The organism is Rhodoferax lithotrophicus, assembly GCF_019973615.1.
GTDB lineage: Bacteria > Pseudomonadota > Gammaproteobacteria > Burkholderiales > Burkholderiaceae_C > Rhodoferax > Rhodoferax lithotrophicus.
Map to the genome: position 1 here is coordinate 1,971,047 of NZ_AP024238.1, position 25,938 is coordinate 1,996,984.

26 protein-coding genes and 1 riboswitch are annotated in these 25,938 nt (G+C 57.5%); of the genes, 19 read left to right on the forward strand and 7 right to left on the reverse strand.

Annotated elements, in window-relative coordinates; all coding sequences use genetic code 11:
• Positions 1-154 precede the first annotated feature (154 nt).
• Positions 155-2,767: an EAL domain-containing protein gene (locus LDN84_RS09135; RefSeq protein WP_223911473.1), complete on the reverse strand. Its 2,613-nt coding sequence runs from the start codon at positions 2,765-2,767 to the stop codon at positions 155-157.
• A 174-nt stretch (positions 2,768-2,941) separates the two neighbouring features.
• Here LDN84_RS09135 and LDN84_RS09140 point away from each other — a divergent pair, with 174 nt between their 5' ends.
• On the forward strand, positions 2,942-3,583 hold the full coding sequence (locus tag LDN84_RS09140; RefSeq protein WP_223911475.1) for a VTT domain-containing protein: 642 nt from the start codon (positions 2,942-2,944) through the stop codon (positions 3,581-3,583).
• Positions 3,584-3,595: 12 nt separating this feature from the next.
• Here LDN84_RS09140 and LDN84_RS09145 read toward each other — a convergent pair whose 3' ends face one another.
• On the reverse strand, positions 3,596-4,366 hold the full coding sequence (locus LDN84_RS09145) for a 3-hydroxybutyrate dehydrogenase (protein WP_223911478.1): 771 nt from the start codon (positions 4,364-4,366) through the stop codon (positions 3,596-3,598).
• A 150-nt stretch (positions 4,367-4,516) separates the two neighbouring features.
• Between LDN84_RS09145 and LDN84_RS09150 the strand changes: the two genes are divergently transcribed.
• From LDN84_RS09150 to LDN84_RS09180, 7 genes are all read left to right on the forward strand, one after another.
• Positions 4,517-5,440, forward strand: a complete 924-nt coding sequence (locus LDN84_RS09150) for an alpha/beta fold hydrolase (protein WP_223911482.1) — start codon at positions 4,517-4,519, stop codon at positions 5,438-5,440.
• Positions 5,440-7,683: a RelA/SpoT family protein gene (locus tag LDN84_RS09155; protein WP_223911486.1), complete on the forward strand. Its 2,244-nt coding sequence runs from the start codon at positions 5,440-5,442 to the stop codon at positions 7,681-7,683. The genes LDN84_RS09150 and LDN84_RS09155 overlap by 1 nt, the downstream gene beginning before the upstream one ends.
• Before the next feature lie 72 nt (positions 7,684-7,755).
• Positions 7,756-9,198: an exodeoxyribonuclease I gene (sbcB, locus tag LDN84_RS09160; protein ID WP_223911489.1), complete on the forward strand. Its 1,443-nt coding sequence runs from the start codon at positions 7,756-7,758 to the stop codon at positions 9,196-9,198.
• A gap of 621 nt (positions 9,199-9,819) precedes the next feature.
• Positions 9,820-10,452, forward strand: coding sequence for a HEPN domain-containing protein (locus LDN84_RS09165; RefSeq protein ID WP_223911493.1), 633 nt, complete (start codon positions 9,820-9,822; stop codon positions 10,450-10,452).
• Between the two features lie 94 nt (positions 10,453-10,546).
• Positions 10,547-10,837 carry a hypothetical protein gene (locus LDN84_RS09170; protein WP_223911496.1) on the forward strand — a complete coding sequence of 97 codons (291 nt, stop codon included), beginning with the start codon at positions 10,547-10,549 and terminating at the stop codon, positions 10,835-10,837.
• Positions 10,838-11,214: 377 nt separating this feature from the next.
• Entirely contained in the window at positions 11,215-11,514 is a 300-nt protein-coding gene (locus LDN84_RS09175; protein ID WP_223911499.1) for a type II toxin-antitoxin system RelE/ParE family toxin, read from the forward strand.
• Between the two features lie 3 nt (positions 11,515-11,517).
• Complete coding sequence (locus tag LDN84_RS09180; RefSeq protein WP_223911502.1) at positions 11,518-11,805, forward strand: addiction module antidote protein; 288 nt, start codon at positions 11,518-11,520, stop codon at positions 11,803-11,805.
• A 115-nt stretch (positions 11,806-11,920) separates the two neighbouring features.
• Here LDN84_RS09180 and LDN84_RS09185 read toward each other — a convergent pair whose 3' ends face one another.
• Positions 11,921-12,841 (reverse strand): AEC family transporter, encoded by a 921-nt coding sequence (locus LDN84_RS09185; RefSeq protein ID WP_223911506.1) that lies wholly within the window; start codon positions 12,839-12,841, stop codon positions 11,921-11,923.
• A gap of 19 nt (positions 12,842-12,860) precedes the next feature.
• On the opposite strand from LDN84_RS09185, the gene xerD reads away from it, so the two are divergent.
• On the forward strand, positions 12,861-13,790 hold the full coding sequence (xerD, locus tag LDN84_RS09190; protein WP_223911509.1) for a site-specific tyrosine recombinase XerD: 930 nt from the start codon (positions 12,861-12,863) through the stop codon (positions 13,788-13,790).
• Between the two features lie 16 nt (positions 13,791-13,806).
• Here xerD and LDN84_RS09195 read toward each other — a convergent pair whose 3' ends face one another.
• Entirely contained in the window at positions 13,807-15,063 is a 1,257-nt protein-coding gene (locus LDN84_RS09195) for an EAL and HDOD domain-containing protein (RefSeq protein ID WP_223911512.1), read from the reverse strand.
• Positions 15,063-15,929 (reverse strand): ferritin-like domain-containing protein, encoded by an 867-nt coding sequence (locus tag LDN84_RS09200; protein WP_223911515.1) that lies wholly within the window; start codon positions 15,927-15,929, stop codon positions 15,063-15,065. The genes LDN84_RS09195 and LDN84_RS09200 overlap by 1 nt, the downstream gene beginning before the upstream one ends.
• Positions 15,930-15,970: 41 nt before the next feature.
• Between LDN84_RS09200 and LDN84_RS09205 the strand changes: the two genes are divergently transcribed.
• Both LDN84_RS09205 and hslO read left to right on the forward strand, forming a co-directional pair.
• Complete coding sequence (locus LDN84_RS09205) at positions 15,971-16,495, forward strand: gamma carbonic anhydrase family protein (protein ID WP_223911518.1); 525 nt, start codon at positions 15,971-15,973, stop codon at positions 16,493-16,495.
• A 39-nt stretch (positions 16,496-16,534) separates the two neighbouring features.
• Positions 16,535-17,521 carry an Hsp33 family molecular chaperone HslO gene (gene hslO / locus LDN84_RS09210; protein ID WP_223911521.1) on the forward strand — a complete coding sequence of 329 codons (987 nt, stop codon included), beginning with the start codon at positions 16,535-16,537 and terminating at the stop codon, positions 17,519-17,521.
• A gap of 47 nt (positions 17,522-17,568) precedes the next feature.
• Here hslO and LDN84_RS09215 read toward each other — a convergent pair whose 3' ends face one another.
• Together LDN84_RS09215 and LDN84_RS09220 are read right to left on the reverse strand one after the other, a co-directional pair.
• Entirely contained in the window at positions 17,569-17,889 is a 321-nt protein-coding gene (locus tag LDN84_RS09215; protein WP_223911524.1) for a cell division protein ZapA, read from the reverse strand.
• The gene (locus tag LDN84_RS09220) at positions 17,886-18,143 is read right to left on the reverse strand and encodes a DUF904 domain-containing protein (RefSeq protein WP_223911527.1); all 258 of its coding nucleotides are present in this window, start codon (positions 18,141-18,143) and stop codon (positions 17,886-17,888) included. The genes LDN84_RS09215 and LDN84_RS09220 overlap by 4 nt, the downstream gene beginning before the upstream one ends.
• Before the next feature lie 35 nt (positions 18,144-18,178).
• Positions 18,179-18,415, forward strand: a riboswitch (cobalamin riboswitch).
• A gap of 128 nt (positions 18,416-18,543) precedes the next feature.
• Here LDN84_RS09220 and LDN84_RS09225 point away from each other — a divergent pair.
• The 8 genes from LDN84_RS09225 to queD all read left to right on the forward strand — a co-directional run bounded on the left by LDN84_RS09225 (position 18,544) and on the right by queD (position 25,935).
• A complete protein-coding gene (locus LDN84_RS09225) occupies positions 18,544-20,349 on the forward strand; it encodes a TonB-dependent receptor domain-containing protein (protein WP_223911530.1) in 1,806 nt (601 codons plus the stop codon).
• Between the two features lie 7 nt (positions 20,350-20,356).
• Positions 20,357-21,196 (forward strand): ABC transporter substrate-binding protein, encoded by an 840-nt coding sequence (locus LDN84_RS09230; RefSeq protein WP_223911533.1) that lies wholly within the window; start codon positions 20,357-20,359, stop codon positions 21,194-21,196.
• A 13-nt stretch (positions 21,197-21,209) separates the two neighbouring features.
• Positions 21,210-22,085, forward strand: coding sequence for an ABC transporter substrate-binding protein (locus tag LDN84_RS09235; protein ID WP_223912888.1), 876 nt, complete (start codon positions 21,210-21,212; stop codon positions 22,083-22,085).
• Between the two features lie 41 nt (positions 22,086-22,126).
• Positions 22,127-23,161 (forward strand): FecCD family ABC transporter permease, encoded by a 1,035-nt coding sequence (locus tag LDN84_RS09240; protein WP_223912889.1) that lies wholly within the window; start codon positions 22,127-22,129, stop codon positions 23,159-23,161.
• The gene (locus LDN84_RS09245) at positions 23,158-23,922 is read left to right on the forward strand and encodes an ABC transporter ATP-binding protein (RefSeq protein WP_223911536.1); all 765 of its coding nucleotides are present in this window, start codon (positions 23,158-23,160) and stop codon (positions 23,920-23,922) included. The genes LDN84_RS09240 and LDN84_RS09245 overlap by 4 nt, the downstream gene beginning before the upstream one ends.
• A gap of 77 nt (positions 23,923-23,999) precedes the next feature.
• A complete protein-coding gene (gene cobO, locus LDN84_RS09250; protein WP_223911538.1) occupies positions 24,000-24,569 on the forward strand; it encodes a cob(I)yrinic acid a,c-diamide adenosyltransferase in 570 nt (189 codons plus the stop codon).
• 265 nt (positions 24,570-24,834) lie between these two features.
• Entirely contained in the window at positions 24,835-25,470 is a 636-nt protein-coding gene (gene queE, locus LDN84_RS09255; protein WP_223912890.1) for a 7-carboxy-7-deazaguanine synthase, read from the forward strand.
• A gap of 21 nt (positions 25,471-25,491) precedes the next feature.
• Positions 25,492-25,935 carry a 6-carboxytetrahydropterin synthase QueD gene (gene queD / locus LDN84_RS09260; RefSeq protein WP_223911541.1) on the forward strand — a complete coding sequence of 148 codons (444 nt, stop codon included), beginning with the start codon at positions 25,492-25,494 and terminating at the stop codon, positions 25,933-25,935.
• Positions 25,936-25,938 lie beyond the last annotated feature (3 nt).

Sequence of the window (25,938 nt, forward strand, 5' to 3'; positions counted from 1 at the left end):
TTGTATTTTTGACAAGGGTAAACCCTGGATAGGCATTCGCTGCTTGATTGACCTATATCAGAAAAGTGCCAAAAATTTCAGGATGCATATTTGAATATCATTATGTAAAAAATAAAGGGTGATAAGCATGCCCATCCAGCAGATGGACCTGGTGTCATTCACCGAGATGACACCAAGCTTGCCGGATTTTCCATTGCTCGCACCATTCGGGAAATTGTTCGGCGGGCATGGGCTTGGCAATGCCATAACCCTGGGCCATCCGGCAGCCTAGCTGAACCAAGGCTGCGCCGTGGGCCATGGTTTCCACGCCTTCGGCTATCACCCCCCGGTTGAACGACTTGGCCAACTGGACCACACTTTGCACAATGCTCAGGTCGTCCGGGTTGTCAAGCATGCCGCGGACAAAACTCTGGTCGATCTTGAGCAGGTTCACTGGCAGTTTGCGTAAATAGGTCAGTGACGAATAACCCGTACCAAAATCGTCCAGAGAAAACTGGATGCCCAATTCTCTGCAGCGCATCAAGGTGGTTACGGCCATGTCCATGTCGCGAATGGCCGCCGTTTCCAGGACTTCGAGTTCGATGTGGGACGGTGATACATCGGGTTGCTGTGCCAATGCTTGTTGCAACTGGGTATAAAAATTGTTGCTCAGCAGGTGGTTGGCACTGACGTTGGCGCTGACATGGAGGCTGTACCCCTGATGCTGCCAAATGGAGGCCTGCTTCAGCATGGTCTTGATGACCCATTCACCAATGGGGGTTTCCAGCGCACTGCCATCGATGTCTGGCAGGAACTGCGCGGGTGAAACCAGGCCGTGAACCGGGCTTTGCCAACGCAGCAGGGCCTCAACCCCCACAATGTCACCATTGATCAGGTCCACCTTGGGTTGGTAATACAGGACAAATTCATTCTGATCGAGTGCTTGGTGCAACTTTGCAAGATACAGGCGGTGCTGTTGGGCCTGACGGTTACTTTCTGGATCAAACAGGTGGAAGCGATTGCGCCCTTCTTCTTTGGCCAGATACATGGCCTGATCTGCATGGCGCAGCAAGGTGTCTGCATCTACCTGGTCATGCGGGTACAGACTGACACCCATGCTGGCAGTGATGCTGACGGGGGTGGCCCCCAGAACCACCGGAAGGTTTACTGCGGCGAGCACGCGCTTGAGCAATCGTTCACATTCCTGCAGGTCTGCAATGTCGGACAGCAGCAGGACAAACTCGTCTCCGCCCAGGCGCGCCAAGGTGTCGTCCGCACGCAAAATTTGTTGAAGATTGGCAGCCACGCCCACCAGCAATTGGTCACCTTGTGTTGGACTGTGTTTGTCGTTGATGACCTTGAATTCATCCAGATCGAGAAAACACACGGCCAAAGAACGACCAAGCCGGTTGGCACGGGTGATGGCCTGATCCAGCCGCCGCGAAAGCAGGTGCCGGTTGGGTGATCCGGTCAGTGGGTCATAGTGGGCAATGCGGTCCAGTGCGGCTTCTTGTGCCTTGATCTGGCTGATGTCCCAGAACACGCCAATGTAATGCTGGATGTTGCCTTGCGCATCAGGTACTGCTGAGATGGACAACATCTCAGGGTAAATTTCGCCGCACTTGCGTTTATTGAAAATTTCGCCGCGCCAGACTCCATGCGTGTGAATCGAGTGCCATATCTCTTCGTAGAAGTCTGGCCCGTGCCGCCCTGATGACAGCAGTCGGGGAGACTGCCCTTGCGCTTCGGATAGGGTGTAACCAGTAATCCGTGTAAAAGCCGGGTTGACGCGGGTGATGATCCGGTCAGGGCTGACCATCATGATGCCTTCGTAGCTGCTTTCAAATACGGTGGCCGCTTCCTTTTGTGCCAACTCTGCTTGTTTTCGCGCGGTGATGTCCTTTGAAATACCAAACAGTCCGACGACTTGTCCTTGGCTGTCTTTCACGGGCCCCTTGGTGACCAGGAAGGCCATGGGTTGAGCTCCGTGGCGGGTGACCGTTTCTTCATGGGTGTCGGTCTTGCCCGCAGCCATGATGGCTCGGTCGATGTTGATCAGGTTTTGGGCTGTTTCGGGTGGAAAAATGCTGCTGTCATCTTGGCCGATGATGGCCGTTGCTGCTTGACCAACCACTTGAGCGCCCGCGTCGTTGATCAGCAGATATCGGCCGGATATGTCTTTGACAAAAACGGCATCGGAGGTTCCTGACACCACCGCATTGAGCAGGGCACGCTGGGCATCCGCTCTGCTGAGCGAGTTGCGCAACATGTCGCTCAGAATGCTGACGGCCAGGCCATTGCTGATCAGGAAAACCCACTGCAGCCGGTCGAGGGCGCTGTTGATGACAAAGCTGTTGCGAGGTGGCAAAGCCATGTAAAGCACGATCACCGCGGAGACGGCTGTCGCCAGGATACCGGGCCAGATTCCTCCCAGCAAGGCGCTGATGATGATGGGCAGCATCAGCATGATCATCAAGGATTCGTTGCTGATGGTCTTGGAGATGGCGACCCACACCATCAGCAGGCTCAGGGGTAAAGCCACAGCAAAAACGTAGCTCGACCAGTGTGTTGACGTGCGGGAAATACTTCCTAAAGACAGGGCGTGTTCGCGTGCGTCTTTCAGAGATGCCGTTTGGTCTGGCACGGCTCTCAGGGCCATAAAAAACAGGGCGCTGGAAACCGTCACGTAAAAAATACCCTTGGCCGTGGAAAGCCAGACCATGGCGCTCACATCGGTGTAGCTTGTGAGTAGTTCATCGGATAAAAATATCCATGCGAGCGAAAGCATCGCATAGGCTGTAGTGGCTAATAGGACAAAGTGTGTTCGTGAATGCGTTCCCATGTTCCCCTGACATCAGAAGTAGCGCACATCATCAGCCCTTTTTGTGCATCGTTGGCTGAAATTTCCGGGGGTGAATGTGATTATTTTTTCAGTCCACAAGATGCACGGATAATTCAGGCCATGGATATTATTATGACTCTTCTGGATTTCATTTTGCACGTGGACAAACACCTTGAAGTGTTTGTCCAGTCCTATGGTGCCTGGGTGTATGCCTTGCTGTTTTTGATCATCTTTGTGGAAACGGGTGTGGTTGTCATGCCGTTTCTGCCGGGTGATTCGCTGCTCTTCGTGGTGGGCGCGATGTGTGGCGTCGGGCTGATGAGTTACCCGGTTTCAGTGGGCTTGCTGCTGGCGGCGGCCATTTTGGGCAACCAGTCCAACTACACCATTGGGCGCTTCTTTGGCCCCAAGGTGTTCCAGTGGGAGGATTCGCGCTGGTTCAACAAAAAGGCGTTTGATCAAGCCCACGCGTTTTACGAGAAATACGGCGGCATCACCATTGTGGCGGCACGCTTCATGCCGTTTTTGCGCACCTTTGCACCATTTGTGGCAGGTGTGGCGCAAATGACGCGCAGCCGGTTCAGCTTTTATGACGTGCTGGGTGGCACGCTGTGGGTGGGCGGCATCGTCACCGTGGGTTATTTCTTTGGCAATATCCCGTGGGTGAAGATGCACCTAGACAAAATCATCTGGGCGATGATTCTGATTCCAGGTTTGGTGGTGCTGTTTGGGGCCCTGAAGAGCCGCAAAAAGTCAGTTTAGTTATGGGGGGCGCTATTGCGCAACCCAGCCCCCATCCATGTTCCAGGCCACGCCGCGCACATTGTTGCCCGCAGGTGAGCAGAAGAACACCGCCAGTGCGCCCAGTTCTTCAGGGGTGGTGAATTGCATGGAGGGTTCTTTTTCACCCAGCAGCAGTTTTTGGGCTTCTTCGTTGGACAAACCCAGGGCAGCCGCCTTGGCATCCACCTGTTTTTGTACCAGCGGTGTCAGTACCCAGCCGGGGCAGATGGCATTGCAGGTGACACCGGTGCTGGCATTCTCCAGTGCGGTGACTTTGGTCAAACCGACCACGCCATGTTTGGCGGCCACATAGGCTGATTTTTCTGCTGAGGCCACCAGTCCGTGAACCGAGGCTACATTGATGATGCGGCCCCAGCCAGCAGCCTGCATGGCGGGCAAAGCCAGGCGAGTGGCGTGAAACGCGCTGCTCAGGTTGATGGCGATGATGGCATCCCAACGCTCCGGTGGAAAATTTTCAACGCGGGCCACATGTTGGATACCGGCGTTGTTGACCAGAATATCGACCCGGCCAAATTGTTCTGCCGCAAAAGTGAGCATGGCTTCAATCTCGGCGGGTTGGCTCATGTCGGCACCATGGTAGGCCACCCGGGCACCGAGTGCGGCCACTTCGGCTTTGGGGCCGTCCACATCGCCAAAACCATTGAGTACGATGTTGGCCCCCTGTGCGGCCAAAGCTTTTGCAATACCAAGGCCAATGCCGCTGGTGGAACCGGTGACAAGTGCTGTTTTACCTTTGAGCATGAGTGTTTTCCTTGAGAAAAATAAATGAAACATTCGGCGGTGCGAAAGCCTTGAGCAAAGTTTGAATTAGGATGCTGCCATGCGCCTGACACCTGTCAGCCGCTGACCACCGCATTTCATTATCTCGCCTGTCTTTGGATTGTTTGCTCCATGTTTGAACCCACACTCGAATTTGTCCAGTGCCCTGATCCACAGGGTGGACACCGCATGGCCTACTGGCAGTGGGGCCAGCCCGACAGTGCCCACGTGCTGCTGTGTGTGCATGGCCTGACGCGCCAGGGGCGAGACTTTGATGTACTCGCACAAGCCTTGTGCCAGCGTGCGGCAGCGCTTGGCCAAAGCCTTCGGGTGGTATGCCCGGACGTGGTCGGGCGCGGCAGGAGTGACTGGCTGAAAGACCCGGCGCTTTACCAACTGCCCACTTATGCTGCCGATATGTTGGCACTGATGCAGCAGCTTCATGCTAGTACGGTGGATTGGCTCGGAACCAGCATGGGGGGCTTGATTGGCATGCTGGTGGCCAGTTTGCCCGAGCCACCGGCCTTTGCCAAAATACGCCGTCTGATCCTCAACGATGTGGGCCCGGCGCTTGAATGGCAGGCGTTGCAACGTATTGGCCAGTACCTTGGTCAAACCGGTGTGTTTGAGTCAGAACAGCAGGCGGCAGCTGCCTTGTGGGCCATTTCCAGCAGTTTTGGCCCGCATACGCCTGAGCAGTGGATGGCGCTGACCCGTCCCTTGCTGAAGCCTTTGGGTGACGGCAGTGGACACCTCACCTTGCATTACGACCCGGCCATAGCCGAACCGTTCAAAGCCATCACGCCAGAGTCTGCCGCACAAGGCGAAGCCTTTCTGTGGCAAGCCTATGACCAAATCACGGCCCAAACCTTGCTGACGCGCGGCGCTGATTCTGACTTGCTGTCCCCCCAGACCGCACGAGCCATGACCGAGCGTGGCCCCCAAGCCCGCTTGCTTGAATTTGCAGGTGTGGGGCACGCGCCCACTTTTGTTGCTGACTATCAGGTTCAGGCCGTGATGTCATTTTTATTGGATGCAAGTTTGAGCCCGTCCTGATGAAAAGCCTCTACATCGCCGATCCATCCAACGCCACCCCACATGCTTCTGAAAAAGCGGTATTGCCCGTGGTGGCTGCCACAGCACACAGCTTGCCCGAACAAACGAATGCCTTGGTACGTGCGCGCGCGTTTGCCGAACCCCTGCTGGCCAGCGAATCTCTGGACACCGGCGAAAACATCCTGGCCCACAGCGATGCGGTGGCCGCTATCTTGCGCGGGATTGGCGGCTCTGAAGCCATGCAAGCAGCAGGCTACCTGGTATATGCCTGCGACCACCTGAACAAACCCCAGGAAGTGATTGCCAAAGCCTTTGGTGACAACTTTGCAGCATTGGCCATAGAAACCACCAAACTGGTGCGGGTGCAGCGACACGCCCGCCAAACCCGCTTGGCGGGTGATGCGCCGTCCAATGCCATGGCGCAGACCGCTGCGGTGCAGACCGAAAACGTGCGCAAAATGTTGCTGGCTTTTTCACGTGATTTACGTGTGGTGATGCTGCGACTGGCCTCCCGTCTGCAAACCTTGCGTTATTTTGCAGCGACCAAACGCCCCATTCCCGACGGCCTGGCGGCCGAAGCCTTGCACGTGTTTGCCCCGCTGGCGAATCGACTGGGCATCTGGGAGCTGAAATGGGAGATGGAGGACCTGGCTTTCCGCTTTCTGGAGCCCGATACTTACAAACAGGTAGCCAAGTTGCTGGATGAAAAGCGTGTGGAGCGCGAAGTCTCGGTCGAGCGGATGCGAGCCCAGCTTGAACAGGATTTGAATGCCCATGGCATTGCTGCCAAGGTTTCGGGTCGACCGAAGCACATTTACAGCATTGTGAAAAAAATGCGTGGTAAATCTCTGGGGTTTGAACAGGTGTTTGATGTGCGGGCCATGCGTGTAGTGGTGTCGAATGTGCCAGATTGTTACGGCGCACTAAGCTGGGTGCACAGCCACTTCAACGCCATTGCAGAAGAATTTGACGACTACATTGCAAAACCCAAAGTCAACGGCTACCAGTCCTTGCACACCGTGGTGCGTGATGCCAATGGCCAGCCCACCGAGATTCAAATCCGTACCCAGGACATGCATGAGCATGCTGAAAACGGTGTCGCCGCGCATTGGGCCTACAAGGAGGCGGGGGCCAAAGGTTACGCCGGTGTTTCAGCCAGTGGTGACTATGACAACAAGATTGCGGTGCTGCGCCAGTTGTTGGCCTGGCAGCGTGACCTCTCCAGCAGTCCGAATCAACCGGTGTTGGATGACCACATCTATGTGCTCACGCCCGATGCCGCCATCATTGAGTTGCCACAAGGCGCTACCGCAGTGGACTTTGCCTACAGCGTGCATACCAGTCTGGGCCACCGCTGCCGGGGGGCACGCCTGGACGGTGTCATGGTGCCCCTGCAAACCCCTCTGAAAAATGGTCAGACGGTGGAAATCACCACGGTCAAAGAAGGTGGGCCTTCGCGTGACTGGCTGAACCTGGAACTCGGCTATCTTGTGAGTCACCGCGCCAAAACCAAGGTACGCGCCTGGTTCAACGCTCTGGCCATTGCCGAGACCACCGCCAAAGGCCGTGAAACGGTTGAAAAATTGTTGCAGCGGGAAGGCAAAACCGCCATCAAACTCGAAGACCTGGCGACACAGCTTGGCTTTGCCTCGGCGGATGCTTTGTTTGAGTCGGTGGGCAAAGATGAATTTTCCCTGCGCACCATCGAGCAACTTCTTCGGCCCAACGAACCGGCCCAGTTTGATGCCGAGGCCCCGTTGATCCGTAAGCCACGCAGCGGTGATAACCCCCGTAAGGGTGGCTTGCTGGTGGTGGGGGTGGACTCGCTCATGACCCAAATGGCCAAGTGCTGCAAACCGGCTCCTCCCGATGCCATCGTTGGTTTTGTCACGCGCGGCAAGGGTGTGAGTGTGCACCGCGCCGATTGCAGTAATCTGGCCGAGATGGTGGCCAAAAATGGGGAGCGCCTGATTGATGTCGAATGGGGTTTGAATCAGGCCGCCACGGGTTCGGTCTATCCGGTGGATGTGGCGGTGCAGGCACGGGATCGCACCGGCTTGTTGCGTGACATATCCGAAGTGTTCACCAAAGAAAAGATGAATGTGATCGGGGTACAAACCCAGTCCATCAAAGGTATTGCCTGGATGACCTTCACCGTGGAGGTGTCCGATTCCGGCCGCCTGAACAAGGTGCTCGGCCTGGTGGCCGAATTGCCCGGTGTGAAATCCGCACGTCGCAAGTAAAAACAGCCTCTGGCGCACGTATAACAAGCGCAAGCAGCTATATATTTTGTAGTAAATATTTTCCACGCCCGTATGACCCACACCTTTCTCTGGCACGACTACGAAACCTTTGGCATCCAGACCCGGCGTGCCCGCCCGGCCCAGTTTGCTGCCATCCGCACCGATGCCGAGCTGAACCAGATCGGCGAGCCGATCATGCTGTACTGCCAGCCGGCCAATGACTTCTTGCCCGAGCCCCAGTCTTGCCTGATCACCGGCATCACCCCGCAGGAGTGTCTGGCCAAAGGCCTGCCCGAGCACCAGTTTGCCGCCCAGATTGAGCAAGCCTTGGCCTGGCCCGGCACCGTCGGCGTGGGCTACAACACCATCCGGTTCGACGACGAAATCACCCGCTTCATGTTCTGGCGCAACCTGATCGACCCCTACGCCCGTGAGTGGCAAAACGACTGTGGCCGCTGGGATTTGCTCGACGTGGTGCGCACCGCCTATGCCTTGCGCCCCGAGGGCATCCAGTGGCCGGTGAATGCCGAGGGCAAACCCAGCTTCAAGCTCACCGACCTGACCGCCGCCAACGGCCTGGCGCACGAGTCCGCCCACGATGCCTTGAGCGACGTACATGCCACCATCGCCCTGGCGCGGCTGATCAAAACCGCCCAGCCCAAGCTGTTTGACTTCTGCTTCGGTCTGCACAAAAAAGACCGCGTGCTGGCCGAGCTGGGCTTGCCCGCCACCCTGAGCCACGCCAAACCGTTTGTCCACATCTCCGGCATGTTCGCGCCCGAACGCGGCTGTGTCGCCCTGATGTGGCCGTTGGCCATGCACCCAGGCAACAAAAACGAGCTGCTGGCCTGGGACTTGGCGTTTGACCCGAGCGAGTTGGCCAGCCTGAATGTGGATCAGATTCGCCTGCGCCTGTTCAGCAAAACCGCTGACTTGCCGCAAGGTATGAGCCGCTTGCCGGTCAAATCGGTGCACCTGAACAAATCCCCCATGGTGATGGGCAACCTGAAAGTGCTCAGCCCGGCCATGGCCGAGCGTTGGGGCGTGGACGTGGCCGCGCAACTGCAGCACGCAGCCCGGGCGCGTGACCTGCCCGACATGAGCGCCATCTGGGCCGAGGTGTTCAAGCGCGAAGCCGCTGGCCCGGTTGACCCCGATGAAGATTTGTACGGTGGTTTTGTCAGCAACGCCGACCGCCGCCGCCTCAACGACTTGCGCCAGCGCAGCCCGCAAGAGCTGGCCACCGCTCGCCCGTCCTTTGAGGACGCACGTCTGGCTGAATTGTTGTGGCGCTATCGCGCCCGCAACTTCCCCGCCAGCCTGAGCCCCGAAGAACAGCAGCGCTGGGAAACCCACCGCGCCACCCAGTTGTATGAAGGCGGTGACGGCCGCCTGACTATCGACCAGTTCTTTGAAGAAGTTGACAAACTGGCAGAAACCGCCGACGAACGCGGCGAAGCCATTCTGGGGGCGTTGGTGGACTATGTGGAATCGATGGCCCCGGAGCCGCAATAGGTGTGAGTTCAGACTTCCTGATCCGGTGTCGGCAACAGCTTGATATTCAGGAATTGACAATGGCACTTGTAGGAGCGGCGCAAGCCACGATTGACACTCGCCGATGTTCCTACAACGCCCGGATAAGCAGACACTTGACGTAGCGGAGAACCGCGACAGCGCTGTATAGCTTGGTTTTATATGATGAATTGGCCGCCAGCGCTTATTCTGCAAGCGCAAGAAGCTATTGAGTTTGTAGCGTTTTGGCCTGCTTGAGCGCAGGGTGCAAGAGCCAGGTTGGCCACAAGAGCGAGGGCCGCAGTGAGCGATGGGCTGGAATCAGCAGGGGGTTTGTACGCTGTCAAAGGGCCGGCGGGGGCCGTGTTGTACAGCCGCGAACACCAAGCCCTGCGTGGCTTCAAACTGGTTCGGTTTTGCGCGTGCGCAGGATGGTTTGCCAGCAGATTTGAGCGGGTGTCCCGTTATGATCTGATGCCATCAACGGGGAAAGGCTTTTAATCCCCGATCACCACCGTCTACACAGGCGGTTCAGTCCAACATGGTTTATCTGCCGCGGGAGGTGTTTATGGTTTCTTCGAGCATTGCTGCGCGGCGGATAAACACTGATCGTTAGAGCGCATCATGCGATCGCCTGCCGAATTTCTCGCGCCGAATCGACATGGTTTCGAGGCCGACCCATTCGGCTACGCCGGACTTGCGTGGACGCGGTGGGCCATCGCCCAGAACGTCGCAGGGTTCAACGTTGATCCGGAGAAGCCCCCGACAAGCCAAGATTTGAAATCTCCAATACTCTGGCTGTCACACGCGCATGCGCTATCAGAGGCGGCAGCGAATGTCATTCGAGGTGAGCCGAATTTGGCGCATTTGCCGGTATTCACAAAGGGCGTGTGCCACAGCCAGTACTTTGCGGTGGGTCTGATGCTCGTGGGTTACAGCCTTGAAATCTGCTTAAAAGGCATGTTGATCCTGCGCAAGGGCATTGACACCTACACGGCAGATGAGCGGACGCACAAGCACCACGACTTGGTGCGGCTCGCTGAGTTCGTTCCTGACTTGGACGAGAAAGACAAGGCGACCTTGCGGCTGCTAACGTACTACCTCGTTTGGGCGGGTCGCTACCCAGATCCGGGTTCGGGCCGCGAAGATCAAACTCAAACCATCTTCGCTCTTTCGGAGCGTCATCAGATCGCGGGCAAGGACTTGTTTGCCTTAGCTGCACGTGTGATGGGTTACGTGCGCACTGTCGTAGGCTAGGGGCGTAAATGCGTTCTAACTTTTCAATCGACGCGGACCCACAACAGCAGGAGTCGGCTTCGCCGCGAGTGTTGCTGGTTCGGTCATTTTTGCGATGGACAAGCACCTCCGCATCGTTGTGGCGACTGCCGAATGGAATTTGAGTGCTGGCATGCGACAGCTCAACGGTGTCTACACCCAGCGGCACAACCGCGCCCATGGCCGTGTGGTGCTGCATGTGTTTCAGGGGTGCTTCAAGGCGGTCATCGTGCAGCGCGAGTCCTATCTGCTTGAGCTGGTGCGCTATGTTGTCCTCAATGCAAGACCTTGCCCCAAAGCCGTGCACTTGATCCATCGTGCTTGCTATGTATTTAAGAGCTGTTTGCGCAGTTTTAGAAAGGGCTAGAGGTCAATTTCATCCCAAATTTTCAGTACTCAACGCCTATTGACCGTGCTGATCTAACTCAGGGCGAATGGGGGTTCATGAGCTGAGTCATTACTTTTCATATGAAAAATTGGCCTCTAGTGCTTATGCATCAAGCGCTAGAAGCTATTGAGTTTGTAGCATTTGGCGGACTGCTTGAACGGGTAAAAAGCTCAAGGTAACGCGGCGATCCATGCAGATGCCTGCATTCAACCCGTAGGCGCTGGAGTCAGCTCAGACCTTGATGGCGCGGGTGAGCAGGGTGGATGTGGGGGGCAAAACTGGGCTGTCTGGCATCCATGCGGGAGCTTTTTTAGCCGAGGTTGCCATCAGGTATCCGTAAGGATACACTTAACAGCATGATCACCTTTCACCGCTCAGACGAATTTGACACTTGGCTTGCGGCATTGAAGGACAAGATAGGCCGTGCTCGTATCGCTCTTCGCATCCGCTCTGCCGAGCATGGCAACTTCGGAGACTGTGAACCCGTCGGCGAGGGAGTTTCTGAAATGCGTATTCATTTCGGTCCTGGCTATCGTGTTTATTTCACCCGTCGTGGTGAGGTGCTCTATCTGCTTCTGTTGGGTGGCGACAAGTCTTCGCAGAAGCGCGACATCAAACGCGCCATTGAGATGGCGCGGGCTTTGGACAAGGAGTGAACAATGGCCAAATTTTCCCCATTCGATGCAGCCGACTATCTCGACGATGAAGAAACCATCTCGGAATACATCACCGCTGCGCTGGAAGATTCCAATCCTGATGTATTTTTAACCGCCGTGCGTGATGTGGCTCGCGCCCGTGGCATGGCACAACTCGCTAAAGATGCCGGTCTTGGGCGTGAAAGCCTCTACAAGGCACTTACGCCCGGCGCAAAGCCTCGCTATGACACGATGCTCAAGTTGCTTCATGCTCTCGGCGTAAAGCTCTCCGCTTCCCCCATTCATTCATAAGTTGCCTGCCTGTTCATCATGTGCTAAACCCTGCGGTCGAGTGGAAGCTAAGCGATAAAGCCGTTTCGCGCCCCTCACTTTGAACGTTGGGCAAATCATCTATGCTGATCGCGCTCTACGCCTCAATGATCGGCCGCAACACCCCCAGCGCCAGCGGCAGACTCAGCATACCCAGCACGGTGGAAACCGTGACCAGCGCGGCCACATAAGCCCCGTCATAACCCATGCGGGCCGCCAGCACATAGCAACTGGAGGCGGTGGGCAGGGCTGAAAACATCAGCAAGATGGTAGCTTGTACCGGGTTCAGGGCAAACACCAAGCACAACACCAGGGCCAGCACAGGCATCAGCAAGTGCCGGATCAACAACACTGCCACGCCCAACAATTTGGCGTGGTTCAGCGCCCCTAGTTGCATGCCAGCCCCAGCCGCCATCAAACCCAGCGCCAGGGAGGCCCCGCCAATGCGGGTCACGGTGGGTTCCAGCCAGGTGGGGATGGCAAAGCCGGCCAGGTTGGCCAGCAAGCCGCCCGCCGTGCCGATGATCAGCGGGTTGCGCACCAATTCGCCCAGAAAGCCGCGCTGGCTGTGCCGTGCCATGGGCCACACTGCACCGATATTCATCAAGGGCACACTGACCCCAATCAGCAGGGCAATCACCAGCAGGCCTTGCGGCCCGGCCAGCCGGTCTGCCAGCGCCAGGCCAATGAAGGAGTTGAAGCGAAAGGCAATCTGGGCGCTCGCCGCATGCTGACGCGCTGCGATGTGATGCTTCAAACCCGGCCAGTAGGGCACCGAGTACGCGATGGCAATGCCGCCCAGCCCCAAGGCCCAGCCCGCGCCCACCAGGTTGCTGGCGGCGCTGATGTCCAGCGGGCTTTTCAAAATCGAGTGAAACAGCAGCACCGGGAAGAACAAAAAATACACCAGTTGCTCGACTTGTGTCCACACCGCCCGGTCCAGGGGGGTAAAGCGGCAAATCAGGTAGCCAATCAGGATCAATGAGAAATCAGGGAAGAGCAGTTGCGCAAAGTTCATGAAGCGAGAATAGCAGGCCATGAGCAACGCTGAATCCATACCGTCCATAGTCCCCCCTGATCCACTGATTGACACGTTTGTGGATGCGCTGTGGCTCGAAGAGGGCTTGTCCAAGAACACCCTGGCTGCCTACCGGCGGGATTTGACCCTGTTTGGCACTTGGCTGCAGTCGCAGTCGATGGCGCTGATCAACGTGACCGAGCTGGAGCTCAATGGCTACTTTGCTGACCAGCACGCTAGCACCAAGGCCACCACCGCCAACCGCAGGCTCACCGTGTTCAAGCGTTTTTTTCGCTGGGCCTTGCGCCAGCGCTTGATCACTGCCGACCCCACCCTCAAACTCCAAGCCGCCAAACAGCCGCTGCGTATGCCCAAAACCCTGACCGAGGCGCAGGTCGAGGCCTTGTTGAACGCCCCGGACGTGAATGAAGCGCTGGGGGTGCGCGACCGCACCATGCTGGAGCTGATGTATGCCAGCGGCCTGCGGGTGAGCGAGTTGGTGGAGCTGAAAGTCTTGAACATCAGCCTGAACGACAACGTGCTGCGGGTCTTGGGCAAGGGCAACAAAGAACGCCTGGTGCCGTTTGGTGAGGTGGCTAGTTTGTGGCTGAAGCGTTATCTGGCACAGCCCCGTACGGAACTGCTGGCGGGCCATCAGAGCGAGGCCCTGTTCATTACCTTGCGTGGCAGCACCCCAGGCACCGCCATGAGCCGGGTGATGTTCTGGATGTTGGTCAAAAAATATGCGTTACTGGCAGGGATCACAGCCCCGCTGTCGCCCCACACCTTGCGTCACGCCTTTGCCACCCATTTGCTCAACCACGGTGCTGATCTGCGTGCAGTTCAAATGTTGCTCGGGCATGTGGACATTTCCACCACCACCATTTACACCCATGTGGCGCGTGAGCGCCTCAAGACCTTGCACGCTCAGCACCATCCGCGTGGCTAAGCCATTCAGGCTGTTGCTACCGGGTCATGTTTTCAGCCCAGGCCAGCGCCTGCAGGTGCGCCCAGTTGACTTGGTCGCCAGTGAGTTGCAAAGCCATGGCCGTCTCTGCAAACGCCGTGTCATCTGCACTTTCGCAGGCCAGGGTCAACTGCAAAAAGGGAGCCAGCAGGCCTTTGTTGTACAGCAGGGCATCGGTCACGGTTTGGGGAAGAGAGATTGAAGCCAGGGCCTCTGCCAGCGGGATACCCATCATGGTGTCAAGCAGGGAAAAAATGCCCACGACAAAGGCGTTGTCGCACTCTTCGGGTGATAGCAGTTCGGCAGCCAGTAACTCCATCAGTCGGCCGCGCACCACGGCTGCGCTGCCCACGGCAGGTGAACTTGCACCCACGCTGGCACTGGTCATCAGCAAGGCCGCCCAGCGAAACAGCTTTTTCAAGCCCAGGATCATGACCGCATGTTTGAAGGAGGTCACTTCGCAGCTCAAACCAAAACCTGCTGAATTGATAAATCGCAGCAGGTTGAAAGACAACGTGGGGTCGTGTTTGAGGACTTCTTCAATTTCTGTGGTGCTGGCCTGCTTGCGTACCAGGTTGATCAATTGGATGATGACCGCCTGAGCCGGGCGTATGGTCTGGCCTTTGATCAGCACCGGTTTGGCAAACCAGTAGCCTTGAAACAGGTGAAACCCGAGTGTGTTGGCGTGCTCAAACTGCTCAGCGGTTTCAACTTTTTCGGCCACCAGCTTGGCTGAGGTGGATTGGTTGGCTTGGGCAACGATGGCTTTAAGTTGCGCCACTTCAAGGCGCGACACATCCAGCTTGATGAAACTCGCCAATGTGAGCCAGGTTGAATAGGCCGGGGTCAGCACGGTTTCATCAAAAGCCAGTTTGAAGCCACGCTGGTGGACATTGGCCAGGATTTGCCGGTAGGTTTCAATGTCCTCTGGCTCGGACTGATCCAGTGGCATGGGCGGGATTTCAAGCACCACCCGTTCGGGCTCAATCAATTCCAGATGTCCTGCGGCCAGAGTTTGATGGGTGCAGTTGATGAAAATCAGTTTATGTCCGCTCAAGACTTCGCTGTCGGCACTGGACAATAGATTGAACAGCAGCGCCGCATCACTGGCTGCGGTGAAATCCTGGCGCTTGATGGAGCGGTCAAACAGTTCGTAGCCGACAACACTGTGTTTGGCATCCAGAACGGGTTGGCGAGCAATGGTCAGGATGGCCAAATCTGAAGCCGGGATGTCGGAGAGGATGGGAGTGTTCATCAATGGACGGGAGGTAGGGGTAGAGCATTGGGCTCAGTATGAAGAGCTGCCAATTCGTTTTCCGTAAACCCTGCGGCACGCCGGGCCTGCAGGTTAAAAGGACCTTTGAGTATCGGGGCTTGAAATTGTTGCGCCAGATGGGCATAGGTGGCTACGGGATCCAGCACACGCTGGGCACATAAATACCGGTACCAGCGGTTGCCAATGGCCACATGGCCAATTTCATCGCGCAGGATGATGTCCAGAATAGCTGCACCAGCCAGGTCACCCACCGACACCAGTCGATTGCGCACTGCGGGTGTGGCATCCAGGCCACGGGCTTCCAGCGTGCGTGGCACCAGTGCCAGTCGGGCCAGTACATCCACTTTGGTGCGCTCGGCCATGTCCCACAACCCGTCGTGGGCGGGAAAGTCGCCATAAGCAAAACCCAGGCTGAGCAGATGTTGCTGCAGCAGGTGAAAGTGCAGAGCCTCTTCTTGCGCCACCCGCCACCAGTCCAGGTAAAAATCGGCTGGCATCCCGGCAAAACGCCACATCATGTCCAGCGCCAGGTTGATGGCATTGGCCTCAATGTGGGTGAGTGCATGAATCAGACCGGCCCGGCCTTCGAGGGTGCCCACTGCGCGGGTTTTGAGTCTGGATGGGTGAACCAGTTGTGGCCGTTCGGGACGGCCCGGTAGGTGGGGAGGCTCTGGCAGGATTTCATCCACATCCAGCGGCCAATCGGCTGCTTGCAAGGCGTGTACTTGGGCTGCTTTGTCGGAGGCGGCTTCAATTTGCAACAAGCGCAGGGCTTGCGCACGCAATGAGGCCTGTGGCCGGGAGATGAAAGGGGTGTCGGGGTTGACCGGATGTGTATGCAGCATGGTGTCCCTACAATTCTAGTAACTTGAACCAAAGGATGTTTATGGCAATTTATGAGCTTGAGGGCATGTGCCCCACGGTGGCCGAGTCGGCCTGGGTGGCTGGTAGTGCCGAGGTAATGGGCGATGTGGTGCTGGGCGAAGAGGCCAGTGTCTGGTTTGGTGTAGTGGTGCGCGGCGACACATCGGCCATTCGTATTGGTGCGCGCACCAATATTCAGGACTTGAGTGTGCTGCATTCTGATGTGGGTATGCCTCTGACCATTGGTTCCGGGGTGACGGTTGGCCACAAAGCCATGTTGCATGGGTGTACGGTGGGGGATGACAGCCTGATCGGCATTGGGGCGGTGGTCCTCAATGGTGCCAAAATCGGCAAAGGTTGTTTGGTGGGGGCGGGGGCTTTGGTGACCGAGGGCAAAGAGTTTCCTGACGGCTCAATGATCATCGGCAGCCCTGCCAAGGCGGTACGCCAGCTCACAGCCGAGCAGTTGCAGGGCCTGCGCCAGAGCGCTGACCATTACGTGGCCAATGCCCAGCGTTTCAAAACCAGCCTGAGCAAAATTGCCTGAAGTCCAGGCCTTCTTTTTTTAATTCACGGGTGAAATCACTTGTCTGAAATTCATAAATTCATCTTTGACGGCCTGCCCGTGCGCGGAGCCGTGGTGCGTCTGACCGATGCCTGGACCGAAATTTTGCACCGTCGCGCCAGTAACACGACACACGGCGCGTATCCGCTGCCAGTGCAGTCCTTGTTGGGTGAGATGACGGCAGCGGCGGTGCTGATGCAGTCCAACATCAAGTTCAATGGTTCGCTCATCGTGCAGGTGTTGGGTGACGGTCCGGTCAAACTGGCGGTGGTGGAGGTGCAAAGCGATTTTTCCTTGCGGGCGACGGCCACTGTTCATGGAGAGGTCAGCCCGCAGGCCACTCTGAGCCAGTTGGTGAATGTGGGCCATGAAGGTCGCTGCGCCATCACGCTGGACCCCAAAGACCGTCAGCCCGGTCAGCAACCCTATCAAGGTGTGGTGCCGCTGTATGGTGATGCCCACGAAAAGCTGGAGGTATTCAGCGACGTGTTGCAGCATTACATGCTGCAAAGTGAGCAGCTGGATACCACCCTTGTCCTGGCTGCGGATGACAAGGTTGCCGCAGGCTTGCTGATTCAGCGCCTTCCCATGGCCGGTACGGGCAATTTGGCCGGCACGTCCCGGACGGCTGATGAAGACCAGATAGGCATCAATGAACACTACAACCGTATTGCCATGCTGGCTGCCAGCCTGAAGCGTGAAGAGTTGCTGACGCTGGATGTGGAAACCATTTTGCACCGGCTTTTTTGGGAAGAAAACCTGCTGCGTTTCGAGCCGCTGCAAGGTGACAGCGGCCCCCGATTTTCATGCACGTGCAGCCGGGAGCGGGTCGGCAAAATGATTCAGGGCCTGGGTGCAGAGGAAGCCAACAGCATTGTCAAAGAGCAGGGGCAGGTTGAAGTGGGCTGCGATTTTTGTGGCGTACAGTACCGGTTTGATGCGGTTGATGTGGCACAAATCTTTCGTTTGCCCGGTGAGCAAGCACCGGCCAGCACTGCGCTGCATTAAGAACATGGGCCGCACGGGAAGCCACTGGGCCTGACCGTGAAGCTCAATCAGAGCAAGCGCTCGTCGCGGGCTAATGCCTCATCCAGCCGGGCTACCAAGGAGCCGAGCCGCTGACTGGTTTCATCCGGCGTAGCAGGTGCGGCCTGGGTGGGTTTGGCTTGGTGCGCGGTTTGATCGGCCAAATCAAATGCCAGGTTAAGGGCCGCCAACACCGCAATGCGGTCACGTGCACGCACCTTGCCAGCTTCGCGAATTCTGCACATGGCGGTGTCTACTTTTTCTACCGCATCCAGCAGGCGGGCATCACCACCATCGGGGCAGCCCAGCAGGTAGCTTTGGCCCATGATCTGCACTTCAAGCTGTTTCATGCCTGGTCTCGTTCTGTGGCGGTTTTGAAGGCGGGCTTGATGCTGGCGCTGCTGTTTTCGCTGGGTAAGCGTTCCAGCAAGGCGTCCACACGGGCACGCGCCGCGCTCAGGCGGCTTTTAAGTGAATCACGTTCTTGCGTGAGGGTGCCAATTTGCTGATAAAGCAGGGCATTGGTACGTGTGAGTTCGTCATAACGCACCAGTAAACGCTCTACACGTTCGGCAATTTGATCGATTTGATTGAGTTCCGACATAGACCGACATTGTAGGGTTTTGGCAAGCCGGCCCGGCTAGAATCCAGTGCGTTGGTGCTCGCGGTGTGGTTCGCATGCCGCAGTTCAACGGGAAGCAGGAGGGTGAGTCCACAGGGACAAGCCTAACCTGCGCTGCCCCCGCAACGGTAAGTGGACGAATCTTTTTCTGATTCCGCTGTTGTCCAGGCCACTGGGTGTTTTTTTAAACATCTGGGAAGGCGACGACGGTTGACTCCACCAGCCCGGATACCGGCCAACACGGTGGCTGCTCGCTTCAAAACGAGCAACCGTGACGCTCACGCACCGTCGGGGACGACGGTGAGAGCATTTGATGCTTTCTTTCTCAACTATGAAAAATTGTTCTTCTTCTAAGCGCGGTCGCGTTCCTGTGCGCTTATGCGTGTCTTTTCTGGCGGTGATGGCCGCATTTCCGGTGTTGGCACAGAGTCAAGTGGCTACTTTGAAAGATGTCGTGGTGACGGCTAGTCGGGTACAGCAGCCAGTGACCGATGTGGTGGCAGACATCAGCCTCATTGATCGCACGGAAATAGATCGTCTGGGTGTGACCTCGGTAGCGCAATTGCTGGCCAGATTGCCAGGCTTGCAGACCATTGCTTCAAGTGATTCAAATAGCGTCTACATCCGTGGTGCCGATGCTCGCATGACGGCGCTGTATGTGGATGGCGTTCGGGTGGATTCCCAGGACGGTTTGCGTTTGGGTGGTGGTGCCCCTTGGGAGTTGGTACCGTTGAACCAAATTGATCGCATAGAGGTGTTGCGTGGCCCGGCCAGTGCGGTTTATGGCTCAGATGCCATGGGGGGGGTGATTCAGATTTTTACCCGTCGGGGCGAGGCAGGTTTCAGTCCGTTTGTGAATCTCGGGGTGGGCAGTTTTAACCAGACAAAATGGGAAGCCGGGTTCAGCGGTGCCCAATCTGGATGGGACTATGCGTTGAGTGTGGGCCGTGAGGACAGTGATGGTTTCAACACCCGTCCTGATTTGGTTCATAAGCCTGATCATGAGGCCAGTTCACGTCAAAGTGGCAGTTTGAACCTGGGTTACCAGTTGTCTTCATCGCACCGGCTTGAATTGACCGCGCTGGACAGCACCTTGGAAACCCAATACGTGCCATGGGGTGGTGGCACAGACATCAATGTCAAAAGCCATTTGAGTACGTCGGCGTTGAGTTGGCGTGCACAGTGGACAGATGTCTACAGCACCCGTTTGAGTCTGTCGCAAAGTCAGATGGACAGAACCGATAACGCCCCCAACGACTTCAAAACCAATTTGCAAACGGTGCTGTTTGAAAATAATGTCCGTTTGGGCAAAGGCATGTTGACGGCCGTCCTGGAAGAGCGCCGTGATGATTTTGATGCCAAGGCCACCACATGGGACCCGGCTTTTAAAGGGTCACGCACACAAAACGCGGTGGCTCTGGGCTATGGGGCCAACTACGGCCAACACGCCGTGCAGATCAATCTGCGCCAGGACAATGACAGCTTGTTCACCTCCAAATCAACCGGTGCACTGGCTTATGCCTACAGCTTTGCGCCCCATTGGCGTGCCAATGTGTCTACCGGAACAGCTTTTCGGGTGCCGACACTGGAGCAGGTGTATGGCCCGTATGGAGATACCAAGCTGGCACCTGAATCCAACCAAAACCACGAGGTGGGTGTCAGCTATGCCACCGCTGTGCGCACAGTCAAGGCGGTGGTGTACCGCAATGATGTCTCCAACCTGATCAGCTCCAGTCAGACACTCAGTAGCTGCTCTGCTGGCTTCTTTTGTTATTACAACGTTGGTCAGGCCAGCATTCAGGGGGTGACCCTCAGCGGAACACAACGGCTTGGCCCTTATGAAATGCGCGCATCGCTGGATACGCTGGATCCCATCAATAGCGTGACCGGCAAGACACTTAGCCTGCGTGCCCGCAAAACACTGATGCTGGGTGTGGATCGTCGTGTGGCCACATGGCACCTGGGTGGCGAAGTACAGGCGGTAGGTGAGCGTTTTGACAATGCTGCCAACACCGTTGTGTTGCCGGGTTATGCGTTGCTGAACCTGAATGCCAGCCAACAGATGAGCAAAGATTGGCAACTGGTGATGCGACTGGACAATGCTGCTGATGTCAAATACCAGCAAGTGGGTCAAATGGCCACCGCCGGGCGAAGTTTTTATCTGGGCTTGCAGTGGCAACCGCGTTGAGGGTTTTGTGAAACCACTTTTATCTGCAGACACCCTGGGCCCGCAGCGCATCGTCTGCCTGACCGAGGAAACCACGGAGTGGTTGTACTTGTTGGGGCAGGAGCACCGCATTGTGGGTATCTCTGGCTACACCGTGCGGCCACGTCGGGCACGCGCTGAAAAGCCCAGAGTAAGCGCCTTCACCAGCGCCAAGCTGGACAAAATCCTGGCGCTGCAGCCCGACTGCGTGCTGGGTTTTTCGGACATGCAGGCCGATATTGCCAGCAGTCTGATCCGCTCCGGGGTGCAGGTGACGGTATTTAATCAGCGTAGCGTGGCCGAGATTTTCGATGTGTTGTACCAAGTGGCGGCGATGGTAGGTCAGGCTGAGCAGGGTGTGGCATTGCTTCAAAATATGAAGCACTCCATGCTTGAAATACAAGCACTAGCGGCCAAATTGACCCGCAGACCCAAAATTTATTTTGAAGAATGGGACACACCACACATCAGCGCCATCCGCTGGGTGTCGGAGCTGATTGGCGTGGCTGGGGGTGATGATATTTTTCCTGAACTGGCGGCGCAGTCTTTGGGCAAACATCGGATCATTGCCGATGCCAACGTGATCATCCAGCGCAACCCCGATATCATCATCGGCTCATGGTGTGGCAAGAAGTTCAACCGGGAGCAGGTGGCCGCACGACCCGGCTGGAGTGCGGTGGCCGCCGTCAAGACAGGGCATATTTTTGAAATCAAATCGGCCGACATCCTGCAGCCAGGCCCGGCTGCGTTGACCGATGGTGTGGCAGCGCTGCACCAAATCGTGATGGACTGGAGCCGACATGAACCAATGTGGTCTTCCATACCTTGAGAAAGGCCAGATGATGTTGGCGCGCTGGATGGTTTGTATGCTGGTGCTGAGCATGTACGGTATGGGCGCTGCACATGCCCTGCAAGTCACGGATGAGCGGGGGATTTCGGTTCATTTCACCCAGCCGCCACAGCGCATCGTCAGCCTGTTGCCGTCCCTGACCGAAACGGTGTGTGAACTGGGGCAGTGCGCCCTGTTGGTGGGTGTGGATCGTTATTCAAATTACCCTGACCGCGTCAAAAAGTTGCCGCAAGTTGGGGGTGGTCTGGACCCCAACATCGAGGCCATTGTGGCCCTGAAGCCGGATCTGGTGCTCATGGCCACCTCTTCACGGTTTGGTGATCGGCTGCAATCGTTGGGTATCAAGGTGTTGGCCCTGGAGCCCAAAACCCATGCGGATGTGAAGCGTGTGCTGGAGAAAGTTGGCCAAGTGCTGGCAGTTCAGGATGCGGCACGTGTCTGGCGTGTGATCGACGCGGCCACCTCTGCGGCGGCGCAGTCCATTCCTCACACTGCCACGCCGATACGGGTTTACTTTGAGGCCAATTCCGGTCCCTATGGTGCCAGCGAGTCCTCCTTTATTGGTGAAACCCTGACCCGCCTCGGTGTCAAAAATATTCTTCCAGCGGCGCTCGGGCCGTTTCCCAAGCTCAACCCCGAGTACATCGTGCGGGCCAACCCGGATGTGATCATGATGGGGCAGCGCAGTGTGGACAACCTGGAACAGCGCCCAGGCTGGCAAGGCATGCGAGCGGTGCGTGCGCATCGGGTGTGTGTGTTCAGCGCCGAGCAGTCGGACATTCTGGTGCGCCCCGGCCCGCGTATGGCTGAAGGTGCGCGACTGATGGCGCAGTGTTTGAACGACAAAATAGAGAGCGATCAACGGTGAATCTGCGTCAAGCGTCCTATCTGGGTTGGGTCTTGCTGCTGATGGCGGCGTTGCTGGCGGCTTTGGGCGTCTGCGTGGGCAGTGCCGGGTTTGAGAATCTGATCACGCCCTTGTTGCATCCGGCCCAGGACCCCGATCAAACCGCCATGGCTCGGCAAATCATCTGGGACATTCGCCTGCCGCGCACGCTGGGGGCCTGGGCTGCGGGAGCCTTGCTGGGGCTGGCCGGTGCGCTGGCGCAGGGCTTGTTTCGCAATCCGCTGGCCGACCCGTTTTTGCTGGGCAGTGCGTCTGGTGCGTCGCTTGGGGTGGCGCTGGTGCTGGCCGCCATGGGCGGCGCTGGAGGCATGTTGGGGGGGGGCGGGATGATGGCTGATGGCATGGCGTTTTCGGTCTTCGGCACCGGCTGGCTGGTACGCCTGGGGCTGACCGGGGCCGCATTCGGCGGCGCGGTGCTGGCCGTGTTTTTGACACTGGCGCTTTCCAACGGTGTGCAACACACCTTGCGTCTGCTGCTGGCGGGCGTGGTGGTGGGTGTGGTGCTTGGGGCCATGACACACCTGGTGCTGATCTGGTCACCCGAGTCGCTGCAGGCCATGCAGGCGTTTATGCTGGGTTCCACCGCGTTTGTTGGCTGGACAGCGTGTGTGGTGATGGCCGCTGTCTGGCTGCTGAGCAGTGTGGCTGGCGCTTTGCTGGCGCGCTTGCTTGATGGTTTGAGTCTGGGCGAAGCCACCGCGCACAGCCTGGGCTTGCCGCTAACCTCCATGCGCCTGGCGCTGGTGGCTGTGCTAGCGCTGGCTACTGGCGCGGCGGTGGCACAAACCGGCTTGATTGCCTTTGTGGGGCTGGCTGCGCCGCACCTGGTGCGCTCGGTGGTCAAAACCACGCATAGCCTTTTGATTCTGCTCTCCAGCCTGATGGGTGGTGTGCTGCTGATGGCCGCCGATACATTGGCGCGCTGGCTGATCGCACCGCAAGAACTGCCGGTGGGTGTGCTTACCGCCGTGCTGGGTGGTGGCTATTTGTTGTGGCTGATGCATCGTGGCACACGGGGTGGTGGAGCAGTGCTATGACTTCAATAGCTATTAACGCAAGCGCAATAAGGGCTAGTATCGGAAATGTCGAGATATTGCACGATGTGTCACTGGCTCTGCCGCAAGGGCGTTGGACCAGCATTGTTGGCCCCAACGGTGCGGGCAAATCCACCTTGCTCAAAGTGCTGGCCGGGCTGTTGCCATACCAGGGCAGCGTGGAGTTGCTGAACCAGTCGCTGACCCGTACACCGGCCAGATTACGGGCCAAGCGCCTGGCGTGGCTGGGGCAAAACGAGTCAGCGGCGGACGATCTGACGGTGTGGGATGTGGTCATGCTGGGTCGTTTACCGCATCAGGCCTGGTTGGCCGCACCCAGCGACGCAGACCGGGCGGCGGTTGAACTGGCCCTCAAATCCACCCAGGGCTGGGACTGGCGTGCGCGCTCTTTGGGGCAACTCTCAGGCGGCGAACGTCAGCGCGTGTTGCTGGCCCGCGCCCTGGCTGTGCAGGCCCAGGTGCTGCTGATGGATGAGCCGCTTGCCAACCTCGACCCGCCGCACCAGGCCGACTGGCTGGGTGTGGTGCGCTGCTTGCTGGAAAGTGGTGTCACGGTTGTCAGCGTGTTGCATGAAATCTCGATGGCATTGCATTCGGATGAAATGCTCATCATGGCCGCCGGGCGCATCACCCACCAGGGACTCAGCGCCGCCCCAGCCACCCACCGCGCGCTGGAAGCCGTGTTTGACCACCGCATCACCATCCATCCATTGGCCGGGCAATGGGTGGCGTTGCCCAAATAACGTGCCTGGTTCCATGCCCAAGGACTTGACTGGGCTTTACCGTACCGAAACTTGCTACTGATAGTTCACACTCCATCATGCACATCGAAACCCCGCCGACCGAGAAACCCTATGACAAAGCCGAGGGCGAGCGCCGCGGCATTGTGATTGTCAACACCGGTGACGGCAAGGGCAAAAGCACCGCCGCCTTTGGCCTGGCGCTGCGCGCCCACGGGCGCGGCAAGGCGGTGAAGATTTTTCAGTTCATGAAGGTGCCCAGCGCCCGCTTTGGTGAACACCGCATGTTCGAGCAGATGGGTATCCCCATCGAAGGCCTGGGTGACGGTTTTAGCTGGAAGAGCCAGGATTTGGAACATTCCGCCCAGCTGGCGCGAGATGGCTGGCAAAAAGCCAAGGCCGCCATCCTGAGCGGCGACTACTTCATGGTTACCCTTGACGAGATCACCTATCCGCTGATCTACGGCTGGTTGCCTTTGGCCGATGTGCTGCAAACCCTGAAGGTCCGTCCCAGCCATGTCCATGTGGTGCTGACCGGCCGCCGCTGCCCACCCGAGATCATCGAACAGGCCGACACCGTGACCGAGATGCAGATGGTCAAACACGCGTTCAAGGCGGGTATTCCGGCGCAGCGTGGGATCGAGGATTAGAGGGCATGTGGCTAACCATGCCCCTGGCTTTGCCAACCTGTTGTCTGTGAAGCCTGTGAAATTGGGTTTTGTTCAATTATTTATATAAAAAGTGCCTGTAGTGCTTATCTACATTGCCTGAAAAGCTATTTAATTTATAGCTAATTTCGTGCGCATGATTGGATAGGCAAGTACCGTTTGGCCGTCAATCAGATCCATGTCTGCTCTTACCAAAGTGGTGGGCGCTGACAAGGGACAATCGGGCCATGTCAACCCGAGAGCAAGCATGACCTACAGCGTCAAGGAAATTTTTTACACCCTGCAAGGCGAAGGCCAGCAGGCCGGTCGCCCGGCGGTGTTCTGCCGCTTTGCCGGTTGCAACCTGTGGACCGGCACCGAGAACCGGCGTGCCAGTGCTGTCTGCCAGTTTTGCGACACCGACTTTGTTGGCACAGACGGCGAAGGCGGCGGCAAGTTCAAGACTGCACAGAGTTTGGCCGAGCGCATCAACGCCCTGTGGCCCGCCGCTTACCCGGCGCACAAATATGTGGTGTTCACCGGCGGCGAGCCGCTGCTGCAACTGGACGCGCCGCTGATCGAAGCGATGCACGGCGCAGGCTTTGAAATCGCCATCGAGACCAACGGCACGCTGCACGTGCCCGAAGGCGTGGACTGGGTCTGCGTCAGCCCCAAAATGGGAGCGAAGCTGGTGGTGCATGAGGGCAATGAGATCAAGGTCGTCATCCCCCAGCCTGGCCAGCCGCTGGACGTGTACGCCGCGCTGGACTTTGACCACTTTTTTGTGCAGGCCATGGACGGCCCGCTGCAAGCCGCTAACCAGCGCTTGGCCATTGACTACTGCAAGGCGCACCCCCAGTGGAAGCTCAGCCTGCAAACCCACAAACTTCTTCAAATCCCTTAATTATTCTGATCAGGCAAGCCCATGCTCACCATCACCCGCAAAATGGAATTCGATGCCGGCCACCGCATTCCCGACCACAACAGCCAGTGCCGCAACCTGCACGGCCACCGCTACACCCTGCTCATCACCCTGACCGGCGACGTGGTGCAGCAAGACGGTCAGTCCGACAACGGCATGATCATGGACTTTGGCGACATCAAGGCGCTGGCGCACGAACACTTGGTCAAGCTCTGGGACCACGCTTTCATCGTCTATGAAAAGGACACGGCCGTGCGTAATTTTCTGGACAGCATGCCGAACCACAAAACCGTCGTCATTGACCGCGTGCCGACCGTAGAAAACCTGGCCAAAACCGCCTTTGACATCTTGAAAGAGGTCTACCACGACCGCTTCGGCCGGCATCTGTCGCTGGCCAAGGTGACGTTGTATGAAACGCCTAATTGTTGGGCGGAGGTGGAGGGGTGAGGC

What these genes read in the sequence shown, in the direction of transcription:
- LDN84_RS09240 (WP_223912889.1), top strand. Translation starts at nt 22,127, where the DNA reads ATGGCGGCGTTGCTGGCGGCTTTGGGCGTCTGCGTGGGCAGTGCCGGG.
- LDN84_RS09165 (WP_223911493.1), top strand. Translation starts at nt 9,820, where the DNA reads ATGCGATCGCCTGCCGAATTTCTCGCGCCGAATCGACATGGTTTCGAG.
- cobO (WP_223911538.1), top strand. Translation starts at nt 24,000, where the DNA reads ATGCACATCGAAACCCCGCCGACCGAGAAACCCTATGACAAAGCCGAG.
- LDN84_RS09150 (WP_223911482.1), top strand. Translation starts at nt 4,517, where the DNA reads ATGTTTGAACCCACACTCGAATTTGTCCAGTGCCCTGATCCACAGGGT.
- LDN84_RS09135 (WP_223911473.1), bottom strand. Translation starts at nt 2,767, where the DNA reads ATGCTTTCGCTCGCATGGATATTTTTATCCGATGAACTACTCACAAGC.
- LDN84_RS09140 (WP_223911475.1), top strand. Translation starts at nt 2,942, where the DNA reads ATGGATATTATTATGACTCTTCTGGATTTCATTTTGCACGTGGACAAA.
- LDN84_RS09245 (WP_223911536.1), top strand. Translation starts at nt 23,158, where the DNA reads ATGACTTCAATAGCTATTAACGCAAGCGCAATAAGGGCTAGTATCGGA.
- LDN84_RS09220 (WP_223911527.1), bottom strand. Translation starts at nt 18,143, where the DNA reads ATGTCGGAACTCAATCAAATCGATCAAATTGCCGAACGTGTAGAGCGT.
- LDN84_RS09185 (WP_223911506.1), bottom strand. Translation starts at nt 12,841, where the DNA reads ATGAACTTTGCGCAACTGCTCTTCCCTGATTTCTCATTGATCCTGATT.
- LDN84_RS09145 (WP_223911478.1), bottom strand. Translation starts at nt 4,366, where the DNA reads ATGCTCAAAGGTAAAACAGCACTTGTCACCGGTTCCACCAGCGGCATT.
- queD (WP_223911541.1), top strand. Translation starts at nt 25,492, where the DNA reads ATGCTCACCATCACCCGCAAAATGGAATTCGATGCCGGCCACCGCATT.
- LDN84_RS09235 (WP_223912888.1), top strand. Translation starts at nt 21,210, where the DNA reads ATGTTGGCGCGCTGGATGGTTTGTATGCTGGTGCTGAGCATGTACGGT.
- LDN84_RS09215 (WP_223911524.1), bottom strand. Translation starts at nt 17,889, where the DNA reads ATGAAACAGCTTGAAGTGCAGATCATGGGCCAAAGCTACCTGCTGGGC.
- LDN84_RS09155 (WP_223911486.1), top strand. Translation starts at nt 5,440, where the DNA reads ATGAAAAGCCTCTACATCGCCGATCCATCCAACGCCACCCCACATGCT.
- sbcB (WP_223911489.1), top strand. Translation starts at nt 7,756, where the DNA reads ATGACCCACACCTTTCTCTGGCACGACTACGAAACCTTTGGCATCCAG.
- xerD (WP_223911509.1), top strand. Translation starts at nt 12,861, where the DNA reads ATGAGCAACGCTGAATCCATACCGTCCATAGTCCCCCCTGATCCACTG.
- LDN84_RS09175 (WP_223911499.1), top strand. Translation starts at nt 11,215, where the DNA reads ATGATCACCTTTCACCGCTCAGACGAATTTGACACTTGGCTTGCGGCA.
- LDN84_RS09205 (WP_223911518.1), top strand. Translation starts at nt 15,971, where the DNA reads ATGGCAATTTATGAGCTTGAGGGCATGTGCCCCACGGTGGCCGAGTCG.
- queE (WP_223912890.1), top strand. Translation starts at nt 24,835, where the DNA reads ATGACCTACAGCGTCAAGGAAATTTTTTACACCCTGCAAGGCGAAGGC.
- LDN84_RS09180 (WP_223911502.1), top strand. Translation starts at nt 11,518, where the DNA reads ATGGCCAAATTTTCCCCATTCGATGCAGCCGACTATCTCGACGATGAA.
- LDN84_RS09200 (WP_223911515.1), bottom strand. Translation starts at nt 15,929, where the DNA reads ATGCTGCATACACATCCGGTCAACCCCGACACCCCTTTCATCTCCCGG.
- LDN84_RS09195 (WP_223911512.1), bottom strand. Translation starts at nt 15,063, where the DNA reads ATGAACACTCCCATCCTCTCCGACATCCCGGCTTCAGATTTGGCCATC.
- LDN84_RS09170 (WP_223911496.1), top strand. Translation starts at nt 10,547, where the DNA reads ATGGACAAGCACCTCCGCATCGTTGTGGCGACTGCCGAATGGAATTTG.